General features: G+C 46.0%; 13 protein-coding genes. 2 read left to right on the top strand and 11 right to left on the bottom strand.

Features of this window, described 5'->3' with window-relative positions:
* Positions 1-72 precede the first annotated feature (72 nt).
* Positions 73-1,311 (top strand): beta-ketoacyl-ACP synthase II, encoded by a 1,239-nt coding sequence (gene fabF, locus RQP52_RS05095; protein ID WP_315949858.1) that lies wholly within the window; start codon positions 73-75, stop codon positions 1,309-1,311.
* A gap of 61 nt (positions 1,312-1,372) precedes the next feature.
* On the opposite strand, the gene RQP52_RS05090 is transcribed toward fabF, so the two are convergent.
* The 5 genes from RQP52_RS05090 to tdh form a co-directional block, all read right to left on the bottom strand.
* Complete coding sequence (locus RQP52_RS05090) at positions 1,373-2,461, bottom strand: PQQ-dependent sugar dehydrogenase (protein ID WP_315949857.1); 1,089 nt, start codon at positions 2,459-2,461, stop codon at positions 1,373-1,375.
* Complete coding sequence (locus tag RQP52_RS05085; RefSeq protein WP_315949856.1) at positions 2,458-2,766, bottom strand: hypothetical protein; 309 nt, start codon at positions 2,764-2,766, stop codon at positions 2,458-2,460. Before RQP52_RS05085 ends, RQP52_RS05090 begins: the two co-directional genes overlap by 4 nt.
* Positions 2,767-2,939: 173 nt before the next feature.
* Positions 2,940-3,497: an Hcp family type VI secretion system effector gene (locus RQP52_RS05080; protein WP_315949854.1), complete on the bottom strand. Its 558-nt coding sequence runs from the start codon at positions 3,495-3,497 to the stop codon at positions 2,940-2,942.
* A 127-nt stretch (positions 3,498-3,624) separates the two neighbouring features.
* Positions 3,625-4,800 (bottom strand): glycine C-acetyltransferase, encoded by a 1,176-nt coding sequence (locus RQP52_RS05075; protein ID WP_315949852.1) that lies wholly within the window; start codon positions 4,798-4,800, stop codon positions 3,625-3,627.
* A 23-nt stretch (positions 4,801-4,823) separates the two neighbouring features.
* Positions 4,824-5,864 (bottom strand): L-threonine 3-dehydrogenase, encoded by a 1,041-nt coding sequence (tdh, locus tag RQP52_RS05070; RefSeq protein ID WP_315949851.1) that lies wholly within the window; start codon positions 5,862-5,864, stop codon positions 4,824-4,826.
* 142 nt (positions 5,865-6,006) lie between these two features.
* Between tdh and RQP52_RS05065 the strand changes: the two genes are divergently transcribed.
* The gene (locus tag RQP52_RS05065; RefSeq protein WP_127456006.1) at positions 6,007-6,567 is read left to right on the top strand and encodes a helix-turn-helix domain-containing protein; all 561 of its coding nucleotides are present in this window, start codon (positions 6,007-6,009) and stop codon (positions 6,565-6,567) included.
* A gap of 42 nt (positions 6,568-6,609) precedes the next feature.
* Here RQP52_RS05065 and RQP52_RS05060 read toward each other — a convergent pair whose 3' ends face one another.
* The 6 genes from RQP52_RS05060 to RQP52_RS05035 form a co-directional block, all read right to left on the bottom strand.
* On the bottom strand, positions 6,610-7,872 hold the full coding sequence (locus tag RQP52_RS05060) for a Gfo/Idh/MocA family protein (protein ID WP_315950387.1): 1,263 nt from the start codon (positions 7,870-7,872) through the stop codon (positions 6,610-6,612).
* Between the two features lie 68 nt (positions 7,873-7,940).
* Positions 7,941-8,780, bottom strand: coding sequence for a carbohydrate ABC transporter permease (locus RQP52_RS05055; protein WP_127456007.1), 840 nt, complete (start codon positions 8,778-8,780; stop codon positions 7,941-7,943).
* A 13-nt stretch (positions 8,781-8,793) separates the two neighbouring features.
* Positions 8,794-9,678 carry a carbohydrate ABC transporter permease gene (locus tag RQP52_RS05050; protein WP_315949846.1) on the bottom strand — a complete coding sequence of 295 codons (885 nt, stop codon included), beginning with the start codon at positions 9,676-9,678 and terminating at the stop codon, positions 8,794-8,796.
* Between the two features lie 75 nt (positions 9,679-9,753).
* Entirely contained in the window at positions 9,754-11,025 is a 1,272-nt protein-coding gene (locus tag RQP52_RS05045) for an ABC transporter substrate-binding protein (protein ID WP_315949844.1), read from the bottom strand.
* Positions 11,026-11,212: 187 nt separating this feature from the next.
* The gene (locus RQP52_RS05040) at positions 11,213-12,259 is read right to left on the bottom strand and encodes a LacI family DNA-binding transcriptional regulator (protein ID WP_315949842.1); all 1,047 of its coding nucleotides are present in this window, start codon (positions 12,257-12,259) and stop codon (positions 11,213-11,215) included.
* A 549-nt stretch (positions 12,260-12,808) separates the two neighbouring features.
* Positions 12,809-13,687, bottom strand: coding sequence for a class I SAM-dependent methyltransferase (locus tag RQP52_RS05035; RefSeq protein ID WP_315949841.1), 879 nt, complete (start codon positions 13,685-13,687; stop codon positions 12,809-12,811).
* Positions 13,688-14,222: the final 535 nt, after the last annotated feature.

Here is a 14,222-nt window from a genome sequence, read left to right as displayed (position 1 = left end):
AACAAGTGTGACATGCTATTGATATCAGGTACTAAGAGTAAGTTATGAAAGCTATCCAAGGAGGCGTTAGATATGAAGCGTGTAGTTGTGACAGGAATGGGCGTAATTACGCCCATTGGCAATCAAGTCGATCGTTTTTGGCAAAATCTCATAAATGGAACATCTGGCATTTCCACAATCGATCATATGGATGTATCCGAGTATAAAACCAGTATCGCAGGGGTTGTGCGAGATTTTGATGCGGAAGCAGCCGTCGGTCGACGAGAAGTCCGCCGTATGGACCGATATACACAATTTGCTATTGCAGCAACCAAGCAAGCCATGGAGGATGCTAACCTTACCATTGATGCAACGAATGAGGAACGCGTCGGCGTCTATATTGGTTCTGGTATTGGAGGGATTCATACCATTCTGGACAATTACCGGACTCTGCTGTCCCGCGGACCAAGCCGTGTCAGTCCGACCGTCGTGCCCATGATGATCGCCAACATGGCAGCGGCGCAAGTCAGCATTTTGTTCGGTGCCAAAGGCCCTACCCTGGCGCCGGTAACGGCCTGCGCCACAGGCAACAATGCTATTGGCGAAGCCTTTAAGCTGATCCAGCGCGGAGGCGCAGACGCCGTCATTGCCGGAGGCGCCGAAGCGACGATCACCGATCTCGCGCTGGCGGGATTCGGCAACGCGACCGCCTTGTCGACGCGGAATGATGCGCCGACGCAGGCGAGCCGCCCGTTCGATGCGCAGCGCGACGGCTTCGTCGCCGCCGAAGGCGCCGGCGTGCTCGTGCTGGAGTCGCTCGAGCATGCCGAGCGCCGCGGTGCCCGTATCCATGCCGAGATCATCGGCTATGGCTCAACCTCGGACGCCTACCACATCGTGGCGACCGATCCTGAAGGCGCGGGTGCCTACCGAGCCATGCGCGATGCGCTGGCCGATGCCGGTCTGGCGCCAGAGGAGCTCGACACCATCAACGCGCACGCAACAAGCACGCCTGCCGGTGATTTGTCGGAGACGCGCGCCATCAAGCGGCTTCTTGGCAGCCGCGCGTACGACGTTCCCATCAGCGCAAACAAATCCATGATTGGGCACATGCTCGGCGCAGCAGGCGGTGTAGAAGCAGTCGCGCTGATCAAAACCTTGCAAGACGGCGTAATCCCTCCTACCATTAACTTGGAGAATCCAGATCCAGAGTGCGATCTCGATTACGTACCGCTCGTAGCCAGAAAGGCGGAGCTCAATTACGGGTTATCCAGCTCCTTTGGGTTCGGTGGCCATAATGCCGTACTCGTTTTCAAAAAAACCACTACTTAACTGATGTCATAAAAAAACCTAATCCGTTCAGCGACTGCTGCATGGATTAGGTTTTTTGCTTTTACTTCTTAAGCATCAGAAGACGGTCATCGGTCGCTGAAGGACTTCCTCTACCGTCCGTGTTGTTAGTCAGCACATAAATATCACCATTAAGGAGCTTGACATCGCGCAGTCTCCCTTCACTTTCCAATACGGCAGCCATTTGCTTGGTGTCGGGATTGAACCCGTATAGCTTCTTCCCGATCAAGGTTGCGATCAATATTTGCCCCTCCGAATCTATGGCAATCCCCGATGGTGCAATAGCGTTATCTCCCGTTTGATAAAGTGGCGTTACCATCCCTTCCTTTTTCTCGTTTCCGATCACGACTGGCCATCCGTAATTGTTGCCTTTCTCAATGAGATTAATCTCATCATGCCCGCCAGGATCTCCTGAAGGACCATGTTCAGAGCTAAACATTCGCCCCTGCTTGTCCCACGCAATACCTTGTGAGTTTCGGTGCCCATATGAATAAACATAAGACTTTGCGAACGGATTATCAGATGGAACCTTGCCATCCAGTGTCATGCGCAATATTTTGCCCGCTGTACTTTTCACGTCTTGTGCAAGCTTGTCTACTCCCGAGTCACCGGTTGTAATATACAACATATGATCAGGACCAATTGCAAGCCTGCCCCCATTATGGATATGACCGCCAGGAATGCCTTCGAGGAGTGATTTAACTTCCGCCCAATCGCCATTTTTCTCCTGCAGAACAATGACGCGATTAAGAATCTTGCCGCCTTCCTCATAGGTATGATAAGCATAGGCTTGGCGCGAATTATGAAAATCAGGAGTTAGTTGAATCCCAAGAAATCCTCCTTCTCCTTGTACCTTCAATGGTTTGCTGAGCTTCACCTTTTGACGTGTCACAGAGCCATTACTTATTTTGACAATACTTCCTTCACGCTCGCTTACGTAGACCGTTTCCTCATCGAACTGAATCGACCATGGTGTTCGTAGCTTTTCCGCGAGTATCGTGTAGGCGTTGCCTGCTTTTGTCTGACTATCTACCATCTTCGACTTTGTCGTTGAACTGAGTTTATCCGAGCAAGCTGAGCTTAGCAACACTACCGCCATCGTGATAATCCCTATTCCCACCGATCTAATCACACGCGCGCCCCCTTATTACGTAGTGAAAATAAACCTTTGACAAAAAAGATCATACTTATCAGCCAGAGAATACCAATCATCGCGATCATGAGGGAATTATAAATAGAACTGGTAAAAGCTCTAGTTTCAAGCAACCGTATCCACCAAAGAGCTCCAATCGAGAACAGCACCAGATGGATCAAAAACCATCCGTATCCCATCCTCTTGAATTTTAGCATTAAGAAAAGGACGACCGCCATCACTGGCAGCATTACGATCAGGAAACCCGCTCTCAAGTATACGATGACCTCCTCTTCCATAAACATAAACGCTCTTCCCTCCTCAATATCTGAGAAATAATTCCAATTATATCGACATCGAGAAGAGAAGTACAGTTTACATAATCCCCCTGCTTGTATGAAAATAGGGCTACCCAAAAGGCCTTTTCAGTCCTCTCGAGTAAGCCCTATCGCTAGCCCTAAATCCTTATTCATCTATCTTACTTTTTCTGATTTTTTGTAAAATCCCAACCACCCGTCACCGTACTTGTCGTCTTTCCATCAGGACCAACGACATTGTATTTAAACGTAATGGCTCCATACGTGAGTTCAATGCTCTCATGCGTATCGTATAAGCTAAAATTGCTGACGAGGACTTTTTCCAAATCAATGACAAGACTAACCTGCTTTTCATTTCCGGTATTTTTGACGAAAACAATTTGGCCTTTCTCAATTGCTTTTCCCGTCGTTGTATTTAAGAATAATGGAATCGAAGCTGAATCAAAATTTTTGTTGATCGATATCGGTTGGGCGGTAGCTTTGCCTGAGCCAGATCCACTTCCGGCAGCCACCGTCGCCTTATTTGCCACTTCGAACGAAAAATCATTCAGCTGGATCCACTTCTCATACCCTTTTGTTATCGAATCCCCGTTAATCCCATCCAGTTTCAAAAAAATGTCATAGTCATCACTTGCAGCTGCTGCCGGAACTACACTGAACGCGAGCACCAACACGCTAAGAATAAAGAAGATGAAAGCCTGCTTACGGAACTTGCTCAATCCCATCACTCCTCATCGGTTATGTTACAAAATGTAACTATCGACCTAATTATATAGGAGCAACTGACTTTCTATTCCGCAAATCTTTGTCCACATCCGAAAATACCGCGGTGTCGCCTACGGTGCTTTACACCAATCCAAATTCCCTGCCGACCTTTTGCAAGCTGTTCAAAGCAAACGCTAAATCTTCTTTCGTATGCTGTGCCGTTACGATCAAGCGGACACGCCCTTTGTCCATGGCAACGGTCGGGTAAACAATCCCTTGCGCGAATACGCCTTCTTCAAGCAGGCGGTCCGAGAAACGCATCGTTTGCGCAGGATCGCCGATAATGATTGGAATGATTGGCGTTTCACTTGCTCCGGTGTCGAAGCCCAAACGCTGCAATTCACTGCGGAAACCATTGGCATTCTCCCATAGTTTGGTTACCAAATCTTCACTATCGCGCAGCACCTGAATCGCCGCCAAACAAGTAGCTGCTACCGCTGGCGTCTGCGAGGTGCTGAACAGAAACGGTCTTGCCGTATGAATCAAATGTTCCTTTAACAATTGCGCACCGGCAACATAACCGCCAACAGCTCCAATCGCTTTGGACAGTGTCCCGATCTGAATGTGAACACGGCCATGAAGTCCGAAATGATCGGTTGAGCCTTTGCCGTTCTTCCCTAATACGCCGCTCGCATGGGCATCATCGACATACACAATGGCATCATAGGCTTCGGCCAATTGAACAATTTCAGGCAGCGGCGCGATATCGCCGTCCATACTAAATACGCCATCCGTTACCACAACACGCTTACGATGTTTTTGCGTTTCTTTCAGCACGGCTTCAAGCTGATTCATATCTTTATGGGCGAAAATTTTACGGCTCGCCTTCGTCAAACGAATGCCATCAATGATACTCGCATGGTTCAACTCATCGCTGATGACAACGTCGTCTGCGCCTAGAATCGAAGACAGTGCGCCTTGATTCGTTGTAAAACCCGATTGAAACACGAGCGCCGCTTCCGTGCCTTTAAATGCAGCCAGCTCAAGCTCAAGCTGTTCGTGAATATCCAGCGTCCCTGTAATGGTACGCACCGACCCGCTGCCAACGCCGTATTTCTCAATGGCTTCAATTGCAGCTTGCTTCAGTTTGGGATGATGGGTCAATCCCAAATAATTATTGGAGGACATTTGGAGAATTTTGCGTCCGTTCAAATTCATCCATGTATCCGAACCGCTTTCCCATACTTTTATCGTGCGGTAACGTCCATCGCGCTTCCAGCCTTCAATATCTGCCGCCAAATCATTTAAGTAATTCATCTTTGCCCTCCCAAGCTTGTGTTTTAATGAGTAAACACGATTTTTCCGCATTGCCCTTCATGCATCAAACGGAATGCTTCCTCGTACTGATCCAGCGTGAATCTGTGTGTGATGACGGATGCGAGATCAACCCGATGTTGGTTCAATAAACCTTTCATCTGATACCAGGTTTGGTACATTTTACGACCCGTGATGCCTTCTACCTTGAGGCCTTTGAAAATAATTTGATTCGTTACGTCCAAGCTTACTTCTTTCGTGGGAATTCCGAGCAAGGACACCCTGCCTGCATTGGCCGCAGCTTCAAAAGCATCTGCAATCGCCACTGGGTTCCCGGACATTTCAAGCACAACCTCAACGCCTTCGCCGTCCGTCAATCTGCGCAGTTCTTCAGATGTACGCGCTTCCATAGCGTTTATAGTTACATCAGCCCCCATTTGCAAAGCCATCTTTAACCGGTTTGGATTAATATCTACCGCATAAATGGCTCCAGCTCCGCAAGCTTTGGCTACTTTAATGGCAAGCAAGCCAATTGGTCCTACGCCGATAATCGCCACTGTTTTACCCACGATGTCTCCGGACAAAACGGTTTGCACCGCATTCCCTAGCGGATCTTGCAAACAAGCGATTTCAAAAGGCAGCTCAGGCGCATTATGAATAATATTACTTGCTTTCACAACCGCATATTCGGCAAAACATCCCGGTGCGGTAATCCCAAAGCTTTTCGTATTCGGGCAAACATGCCCATTTCCGGTTCGGCAAGCCTTGCAGGTGCCGCAAATCATATGTCCCTCTGCTGAAACATGATCTCCGATCTTAACGCCTCGTACACGGTCCCCGATGTCAACAACGATACCCGCAAACTCGTGCCCGAACACATTCGGAGTCAGCACCGTTTTATCAGCCCAAGCATCCCAATTGTAAATGTGCAAATCCGTTCCGCAAATGGAAGTTGCCTTAATGTGAACGAGCACTTCATCGTCGCCAATCGTGGGAACGGGAACTTCCTTCAGTGTAGCACCGGGTCCTCGGTGTTCTTTAACCAACCCTATCATTGTTGCGCCCATCATTTTTCCTCCTAGGACAAATATGCAATATAATACACATACGTGCGTTTTACTGTCTATATATACCATAGTACACGAATGTATGTTATATTGTAAATAGGCGATTTTTACGGACACAAATTAAATAAAAGGAGTCACGTTGATGCAGGAACCGATACACAAAATGGTAGGCAGAAAGCTGCTGAACATAAGGAAAACAAGAGGTTTAAGCTTAGATCAGGTTGCAGAATTGACGGGTGTCAGCAAAGCTATGCTCGGACAGATTGAGCGGGGAGATTCTAACCCAACGATCTCTGTTTTATGGAAAATTGTGAGCGGACTACAAATCTCCTTCACGAGCTTAATTGAGGATGACGAACCTAAGATTACGGTTGTTCGCTCCGAAGATCTTTCTTCCTTTGATGAGGAGGACGGCCAATATCGCGCCTATCCCCTTTTCCCTTTTCACCCGCAAAAAAGTTTCGAAATCTACACCGTCGAAATGGAGCAAGGCTGTACCCATGCTTCTGAGCCGCATAATGAGGGTGTCGAAGAGTACATTCTAATGGTCGAAGGAAAGCTGCAAATTTCTATTGCTCAAGAAAGCTACATTCTTCAACCTGGCGATGCGATCCATTTCACAGCAGATCGTCCGCACACGTATACGAATTTGTCTGATCGCAAAGCTGTATATAAGACGCTTATTTACTACCCGTCTTCCTAAAAAAACGCAAGCAGCCAGTCTCTCTGGTCGCTTGCGTTTTGTTTATATCGTAACGAGTTGTTTATAAAACTCTTCAATCGCAATGGGCTTGCCGCCGTTCAAGCGGGATTCCTCCGCTGCGAACGACATCAGATGGCTGCGCACGGAAACGGAAGCGGAAGAGCTGCTTTCTCCGCCGTTATACGTTCTGACTTCGCTCAAGAAGCTGCGCACAATGCCCGCGTCTCCTCCGTTGTGCCCCTCTTCCGAGGCGTGCACACGCACGGTCGTTTTCTCATTCGTCACAAAATCATGGATGGTGAATTCGTTCTCTTCCATATTGCCGCGAAGATCGCCTTTCGTGCCCATGATTTGCAGAATGCGCGTGTTATCACGGGTAAATCCGCACATGCTGAACATCGCAGTCGCACCGCTCGCGAACTCCATATTGACAACTTGATGATCAACGACGTTATTATCGCTGTGATACACACACTTCCCGTAAGGCGTCGTACTCAGCGCTTCAATGATGCCTTCATTGCTGGTATCTGTTGTGAATTTACGCGCCCAACGGCGTCCTGCGCCCAAATAATATTTAGGTGCGTAGTACTGACAGCTCATTTCAGCCGGGCAACCGTCCAAGCATCGCGCAGGCGCACCTGCAGGCGCATTCTCTTCATTAAAGTGCATCAACGAACCGAAAGAGCTGACACGCTCGCATGGCTCGCCCATGATATAAGAGAGAATATCCATGTCATGGCATGATTTGGCTAAAATCATAGGGGAAGACTTATCGGAATTATTCCAATTCCCGCGTACAAAACTGTGTGCCATATGCATGTTACCGACATTTTCATTCAACTGAATATTGACGATTTGTCCGATTTTACCTTCTGTAATCACTCGTTTCATTGCCGTCCAGAAAGCTGTATACCGCAAAACATGGCAAATGGTTAGCAGCCTGTTGTGCTTCTTCGCCATGAGTTCCATCTCCACACACTCTTCCGGACTAGGAGACATCGGTTTCTCCAACAAAACATGGTAACCAAGCTCCAACGCCTTCAATGTAGGGTGATAGTGCATTTGATCCTGCGTACAAATGATCGCGATATCCGCCAGCTTGGGCTGTGCAAGCAGTTGTTCCCAATTCTCAACAGCGTGTTCCGGCGCAATCCCATGTGCGGAAGCAAAGGCAGCACGACGCTCCTCATTCGGTTCAGCGACTGCTACAATTTGTAATTCATGCGGGTAATTCAGTGCGTATGGCGCGTAAGCTTGCGCCCCTCGATCACCTGCGCCGAGCAGGATTGCCGTTACTTTTTGCATCAAATACTCATCTCCTGTGACTTCGTCTATAACGATATTGATACCGATAGGCTAATATATGCCATTGATTAAGACTTGCTTCCTGTAAATGCAATCCCTTGAATAAAAGAACGTTGGAAAACAAAGAAAATAATGATCATTGGCAAAATTGCCATCATGGAGCCTGCCATAATGATCGTGTAATTCGTTTTGTGCTCCCCTTCCAGGAATGCGATTCCTGCGGACAGCACCATTTTATCCGGTGAGGAGTTGACGATGAGCGGCCACATCAGATCGTTCCATGACCACAACATGGTGAAAATAGCCAACGCAATCATCCCGGATTTTGCAAGCGGCATCATGATTTGCCAATAAATGCGGAACTGATTGCAACCATCTAACTTCGCGGCTTCTTCCAATTCATTAGGCAGCGTCATAAAAAATTGGCGCAGCAAAAACGTCCCGAAAGCACTGAATAAACCAGGTACAATAAGTGCTGTCAAAGAGTTCAACCAGCCGAGATCCTTCATAATCATATACTGCGGAATAAGAAACACTTGCCCAGGAACCATCAGCACCGACAACATCAGGATGAAAAAGAAGTGACGTCCTGGAAAAGCTATCCTTGCAAAAGCATATGCCGCCAACGAGCAAATAATCAGTTGACCAATCACTTTAACCAAAGTTGTTATGAATGTATTCCAATAGAAAGTAAAGAACGGCAAGTTTACAAAAACCTTCGCATAATTGCTCCATTGAAAAGCTTTTGGCAGCAAAACGGGAGGAATGGCCGTTGACTCTCCTAATGTTTTTACCGATGTAAGAAACATCCAGATAAATGGCGTAACCATGATAATTGCACCCAATATGAGGATAAGATGGATTCCGCCGATTCGAAGCGATTTCTGATTGACTGGTTTCGTATTCATACACTCGCCCCTCTCATTCGTAGTGAACCCATTTCTTCTGAATTTTCATTTGAATGTACGTAATTAACATGATAATGACAAACAGCATGACGGCAATGGAAGAGGCGTACCCCTTGGCATTTTTGAGAAACCCGTATTTGTAGTATAAAAATACAATCGACTGCGTAGATTCCATAACAATTTCGCCAACCATCATATAGATGTAATCAAATACCTGGAACGCACCAATGAGCGAGGTTACCATGACGAAAAAAATCGTCGGTGTTAACAGAGGCATCGTAATTCGAGTGAATTTGGTAAAAGAACCTGCCCCATCGATCGATGCGGCTTCATAATAAGACTCCGAGATGCCTTGAAGGCCTGACAAAAAGATAATCATGTGAGAGCCAATTGAACTCCAGATGGCAACGATGATAATAGATAATAATGCCGTACGATTGTCCGTCAGCCAGTGCGGCCCTGTAATGGACAATTTGCTGAGCACATAGTTAATCAGTCCAAAGTCGGAATTATACAACCACTTCCACACCATGGCAACCGCTGCAGGCATTGTGACGACAGGGAGAAAATACAGGGTTCTATATACCGATAACCCCTTTACCTTTTGATTCAGCAGAACAGCTAAGATAATGGATAAAACAATGCCGACCGGGACAGCCGTAATAATGTAGATGCCCGTATTCCGAAAGGCATACAGCAAATCTTTATCTGTAAAAAGCTGCTTATAATTCGCCAAACCTGACCATGTATATTTGCCGAATGAACCCCAATCCGTGAATGAAAAATAAAACGTTTGAAACACGGGCCAAATGTAGAAAACGAGCAAACCGAGCATTAAAGGTGTGATCATGATGTACGCCCACATCCAATCGGACCGGCGTTTCGAGCTGATTCGCATGAGTACTCACGCTCCCATGAGTGTAGTTAGGAGGGAGATTCGCTCCACTTGCAAACGAACCTCCGCACCGAAAGCTTATTTTTCTGCAGCTAGCGCTTGATTCATTTTGGCGCCGAGCTCTTTGGCTGCGTCAGCTACCGGTTTATCTCCTGTCCATGCATTTTTCAAAATCTCAGTTTCATAAGTTGTCCATACGGATGTATTCTTGGAAACCGGATAAGGAGAAGCATATTCCGTCATATCGATGAACGCTTTGGCGTGGTATTGCGGGAATGCCGCTAACCAAGCTGTTTCAGAACCTTTGAAAGCCGGAATCGCTCCTCCTTGTTTAGCGGCTACTTCTGCCGCCTCTTTCGAGCCAAGGAATTTCACAAATTCCCAGGCTTCTTTCGGATGCTTGGAATTCGCGGAGATGACGTGGCCTAATCCGTGAATGACAACGCCTTGTTTTTTCCCTTTTGGAAGCGGCGCCACATCGGCATTGTTTTTCATATCGGCATTTTGATTAATTGTGAAAGCTGCCCATGAACCGTCAAAATACATCGCCAGCTTGCCGGAAGTAAACAAATCCGAAGGCGCCGTTTCTGTCATTTGCGCCAGTGTAGGCGATACTTTATGAACTTGAATGAGATCCGTTAAAAATTTCAAACCTTCAATCGCTTCCGGCTGATCATAACCCGATTTTTTGTGATCGTCGGAAATAATCGTGCCTCCGGCTTGAAGAATCGTGTTGTAATAATCCTCTTGATTCATCATTGGTGCTGCGAAGCCGTAGATGCCTTTGCCAGGATCGGTAAGCTTTTTCGCAGCTTCTGTTAGCTTATTCCAATCCCAAGTTGCGTCTGGATAGGCAACGCCTTTTTCATCGAACAGCTTCTTGTTGTACCATAATCCAATCGTGTCATAATCCTTGGGAATCCCGTAGTTCTTACCGCCAAGGCTGTATAGGGAAACGAGAGATGTCGGATAATTTTTAAGATCCAATTGATCCTTTTTGATGTTTTCGGACAAGTCCAACAACATTTTATTTTCCGCGTACTTAATGAAATTCGGTCCGTTCATCCATAACACGTCAGGCATCGTTCCGCCTTGTGCCGCTGTTTCCAATTTGGTGAAATATTGCTTATACGGTGTATTCTCTGCTTTAACTTCAATGTTCGGATGACTGGCTTGGAAGGCTTTGATAACCTCCGTCATCGTATCCAGGCCCCAACCGCCATAGGTAATGGTTACTTTCTCACCGCTGGCGGCTGCTGTTGCTTTTGCATCATTTGCAGGCGCACCGGATGAGACGGGATTAGAGGAAGAGGAATTACCGCAAGCACTTGCAACAACCATTGTAGACATCAACATAGTTAAGCAGACGATTTTTTTTGTATTCTTTACCATTTCGCAATCACCCTTTTTTAATTTTTGTGAAAGAAACATGACCTTGCTAAAAATGGAACCCGTAAAAGCTGATTTCACCTCCTTGACGTAGTAAAATAATTTGGCGCCAAATTCAGGATAACGTTATCCTGAGTAATAAAAAAAATTAGCTTCTAGCAAATGTGGACGATTCTCTCACAATAATTTTATGTGGTAGCAGTACTTTGGATAGCGCCAGCTGCTCTCCTTTTAACATATCCAACAAGGTTGCAGCCGCTGTCAAACCGATCTCCACTTTCGGCACATGCACCGAAGATAGCGGTGGCGTCGTGTATTGCGCGAAATCAATATTATCCATCGAGATGAAGGCGATATCCTCCGGAATTCGTAGCTGACTTTCGATCACAGCACGCATAGCCGGAATCGCCAACTGATCGCTTGCTGAGAAGATTGCCGTAGGGCGCTCTATATCGGATCGTTTTAACTGTTCTTTCACGTATTCGTAACTGCGGTCAATTTCCCAACGGGTGTCTATCACCCAGTCTTTATGTAAGGGAATGCCGGCGTCATACATCGCGAATTTGTAGCCTTGGAACCTCTCTTCACTGTTTAGCTCTCCCGTATGACCTGGCCCGCCGATAAATCCGATAGAACGGTGGCCCTGCGCAATGAGGTGATCGACAGCGGATTTGGCAGCGTGGATACGATCATAGTCCACCATCGTAATCTCAGTCCCAATCGTACAAATGCCAATCAAAGCGAGATCCTCTACCTTTTGCAAATAATCCAGAATGGCCGGCCCGACTTCGCCAACGATGATGATGCCGTCCACTTGAATATCATGGATGCAGCGGTGAAGCAAAGCATCATCCGCGAGCTCGTCCGAAGTATGAATGAAGGCTAATGAATAGCCTGACTCCAAAATCTTTTTCGTAAAAGCCGTAATAATCGGCGAATAGTAAGGATGATCATCATTGAGTCGTGCCGCTTGAATAATGCAGCCGATTTGTTTGGTCTGTCTCTTCTCGGTCTTCTGTTTATTCACGAGATGGCGTGCTGACTCATTCGGCTTGTAATCGAGCTGGCGAACGGCCTCCCATACTTTGGCCCTCGTCTCCGGATTAATATGCCGGCTTGTATCATTTCGAACCACTCTCGAGGCTGTTGAAATGGAGACGCCCACTAAATCAGCGATATCCTTAAGTGTAGGCATAGTGACAGCTCCTTTTTATCCAAAACGATGATCCAAATTCTTGCCCAAACGTTTTCCTGAGCATGTTTACATATTAATGTATCCCCTTACATTGTGTCAATATAGTTACGATTAGAATTCTTATTTTTGTTTTTCGGCACAATTCTGACATGCTTGTTTGGAATTATCCGAGTTTGTTTTACGGAAATATCTTTTGCCATAGATTATATAGACAAAATATCAACGTGCTATTGCATAGAATTAATAATAAATTTGTAAGCAGCCCCAACACAAACAGTGCTTTCCGCTTCTTAATCTCAGCTAAATGGAGATAAGCTTTCATAAAATTTAATTCTTTGTAATCCAATAAACTCTGTAATACGCCAAAAGTAGATATTACCGTCCAAACCACGAGGAATATTGCAAATAAAAATGTGCAGTAGTAGAGGATCGTATATTGGCTAGAAAATAACCAAATAAGATAGCAAGTAGAAATTGACAAAAGTAAGACAGCCCAACCAATTGCCCCAACGATCACAGGTTTTTTAAAAAGCATTTTGCTTTCTGTGCTCATCGGTTCACCGTACCAAATGAAATCTTCAAGTTAGGAGCGTAGGTTAATACGGAGTCCTCGTTGAATATTTTTGAAAATAATAACTCCGCCTCGTATTGACTCTTTGCTTCACTTTCTGTTAGCCCCCGATTCATCAAGTTATGAATAAACTTGCATTCATCGCCTGGGAAACTGCCAATCCCTTCCTCTCTCAAGGAATTGTACAGCCGTTGATTCTTTTGTCGATCCGCATTCGGATCTAGAAAATTAACTTTATCGCTTACTCTGCATTGAACATTTGTTAAGCCTATTTTACTGAGATATTCGGGTATTTTTATCCCGATATTTCCGTCTTTTCCGTTACTTTTAGTATCCTGCTCAAATAGTTTTTGTAAAATTCCCAAGCGAATCACTTGGCTTTGATCAACACCATGCAAACTATAGTTAGACATGTTAGCAATCCAATGTGGCTCGAAGCAGATGACCCTCCCCTCATCCATCACGCAATCGATCATCTTGTAGAGTAATTTTTTCGCATCGGACAGATGCAATAATAACGCATGGCAAACGGCCAGATCATATTGCCTGTCGATCGCTAACGTTTCTAAATCGGCCACGATAAAATTTGTTGTAAATGGCAGCGTAGCGAAAATTTCCCTTGCTGTGTTGACTAGCTCTATTCCTTTGTCAATTCCCGTATACGTGGATCCTTCGGGTAAAAGCGGTAACAGCTTCAGCCCCAAATATCCGTACCCGCAACCATAGTCAACGACATTCACTGGCTGAGTGATCTTCCAAACTGTCTTCACTAGAAACTCCAAGTAGTCATCGTTGTAATATAGATCTCTTGTGTTTCTTAAATATTCAATTTTGTTATCCCAATCATAATCGGACATTGAGGGCTCCTTTGCTTTTATTTGTCGCTTGGTTGGCATTCCATTTACATTAATTCCCTATGACCCAGAATATCCCTGCACGTAGAGGGAAATATGGTCCGCTAATCTCAGAAAAGTAGCCTCTCCCATCAGCCCATGGGAACTACGTTTCCCTATTTCGCCGATTTCACCCGAAAATCGTATCGTGGAGGCTAAATAAGAGCCTCTAATTCCCACTCACCAAGGAATAAGCTGATTTACCTTCAAATAGTGGACCATAGATCCCTCTAGAAAATCTTTAGCGGAATTCTCGCTAGATCTCATGAAATTTGTTGTATGCTACTGAGGTGGAAGTTGGTTGTATTGTGCATTAGCGTGACTGGAAAGTGGAAGGTAGAAGTTTGCTGTAATATGCAAGTGTGACTGGAAAGTGGAAGGCCGGTGAAGTAGCTAGCTTAAAACCATGAAGGGGCTGTTCCGTCAAGTTTGATGTTGCACCCCGGCGTTGATCGTCGCTGCACCCGCTTCACACATGCAACAAAAAAGACAGTCTCTA

Source organism: Paenibacillus violae, assembly GCF_032461945.1.
Classification (GTDB): Bacteria; Bacillota; Bacilli; order Paenibacillales; family NBRC-103111; genus Paenibacillus_E; species Paenibacillus_E violae.
The sequence above is the reverse complement of the archived record's forward strand: the minus strand, read 5'-3'. Positions and strand labels throughout refer to the sequence as shown.

Excerpts from the sequence above, each read along its gene's own strand:
- RQP52_RS05050 (WP_315949846.1), bottom strand. The coding sequence starts at position 9,678 with ATGCGAATCAGCTCGAAACGCCGGTCCGATTGGATGTGGGCGTACATC.
- fabF (WP_315949858.1), top strand. The coding sequence starts at position 73 with ATGAAGCGTGTAGTTGTGACAGGAATGGGCGTAATTACGCCCATTGGC.
- RQP52_RS05055 (WP_127456007.1), bottom strand. The coding sequence starts at position 8,780 with ATGAATACGAAACCAGTCAATCAGAAATCGCTTCGAATCGGCGGAATC.
- RQP52_RS05065 (WP_127456006.1), top strand. The coding sequence starts at position 6,007 with ATGCAGGAACCGATACACAAAATGGTAGGCAGAAAGCTGCTGAACATA.
- tdh (WP_315949851.1), bottom strand. The coding sequence starts at position 5,864 with ATGGGCGCAACAATGATAGGGTTGGTTAAAGAACACCGAGGACCCGGT.
- RQP52_RS05045 (WP_315949844.1), bottom strand. The coding sequence starts at position 11,025 with ATGTCTACAATGGTTGTTGCAAGTGCTTGCGGTAATTCCTCTTCCTCT.
- RQP52_RS05085 (WP_315949856.1), bottom strand. The coding sequence starts at position 2,766 with ATGTTTATGGAAGAGGAGGTCATCGTATACTTGAGAGCGGGTTTCCTG.
- RQP52_RS05075 (WP_315949852.1), bottom strand. The coding sequence starts at position 4,800 with ATGAATTACTTAAATGATTTGGCGGCAGATATTGAAGGCTGGAAGCGC.
- RQP52_RS05035 (WP_315949841.1), bottom strand. The coding sequence starts at position 13,687 with ATGTCCGATTATGATTGGGATAACAAAATTGAATATTTAAGAAACACA.
- RQP52_RS05060 (WP_315950387.1), bottom strand. The coding sequence starts at position 7,872 with ATGCAAAAAGTAACGGCAATCCTGCTCGGCGCAGGTGATCGAGGGGCG.
- RQP52_RS05040 (WP_315949842.1), bottom strand. The coding sequence starts at position 12,259 with ATGCCTACACTTAAGGATATCGCTGATTTAGTGGGCGTCTCCATTTCA.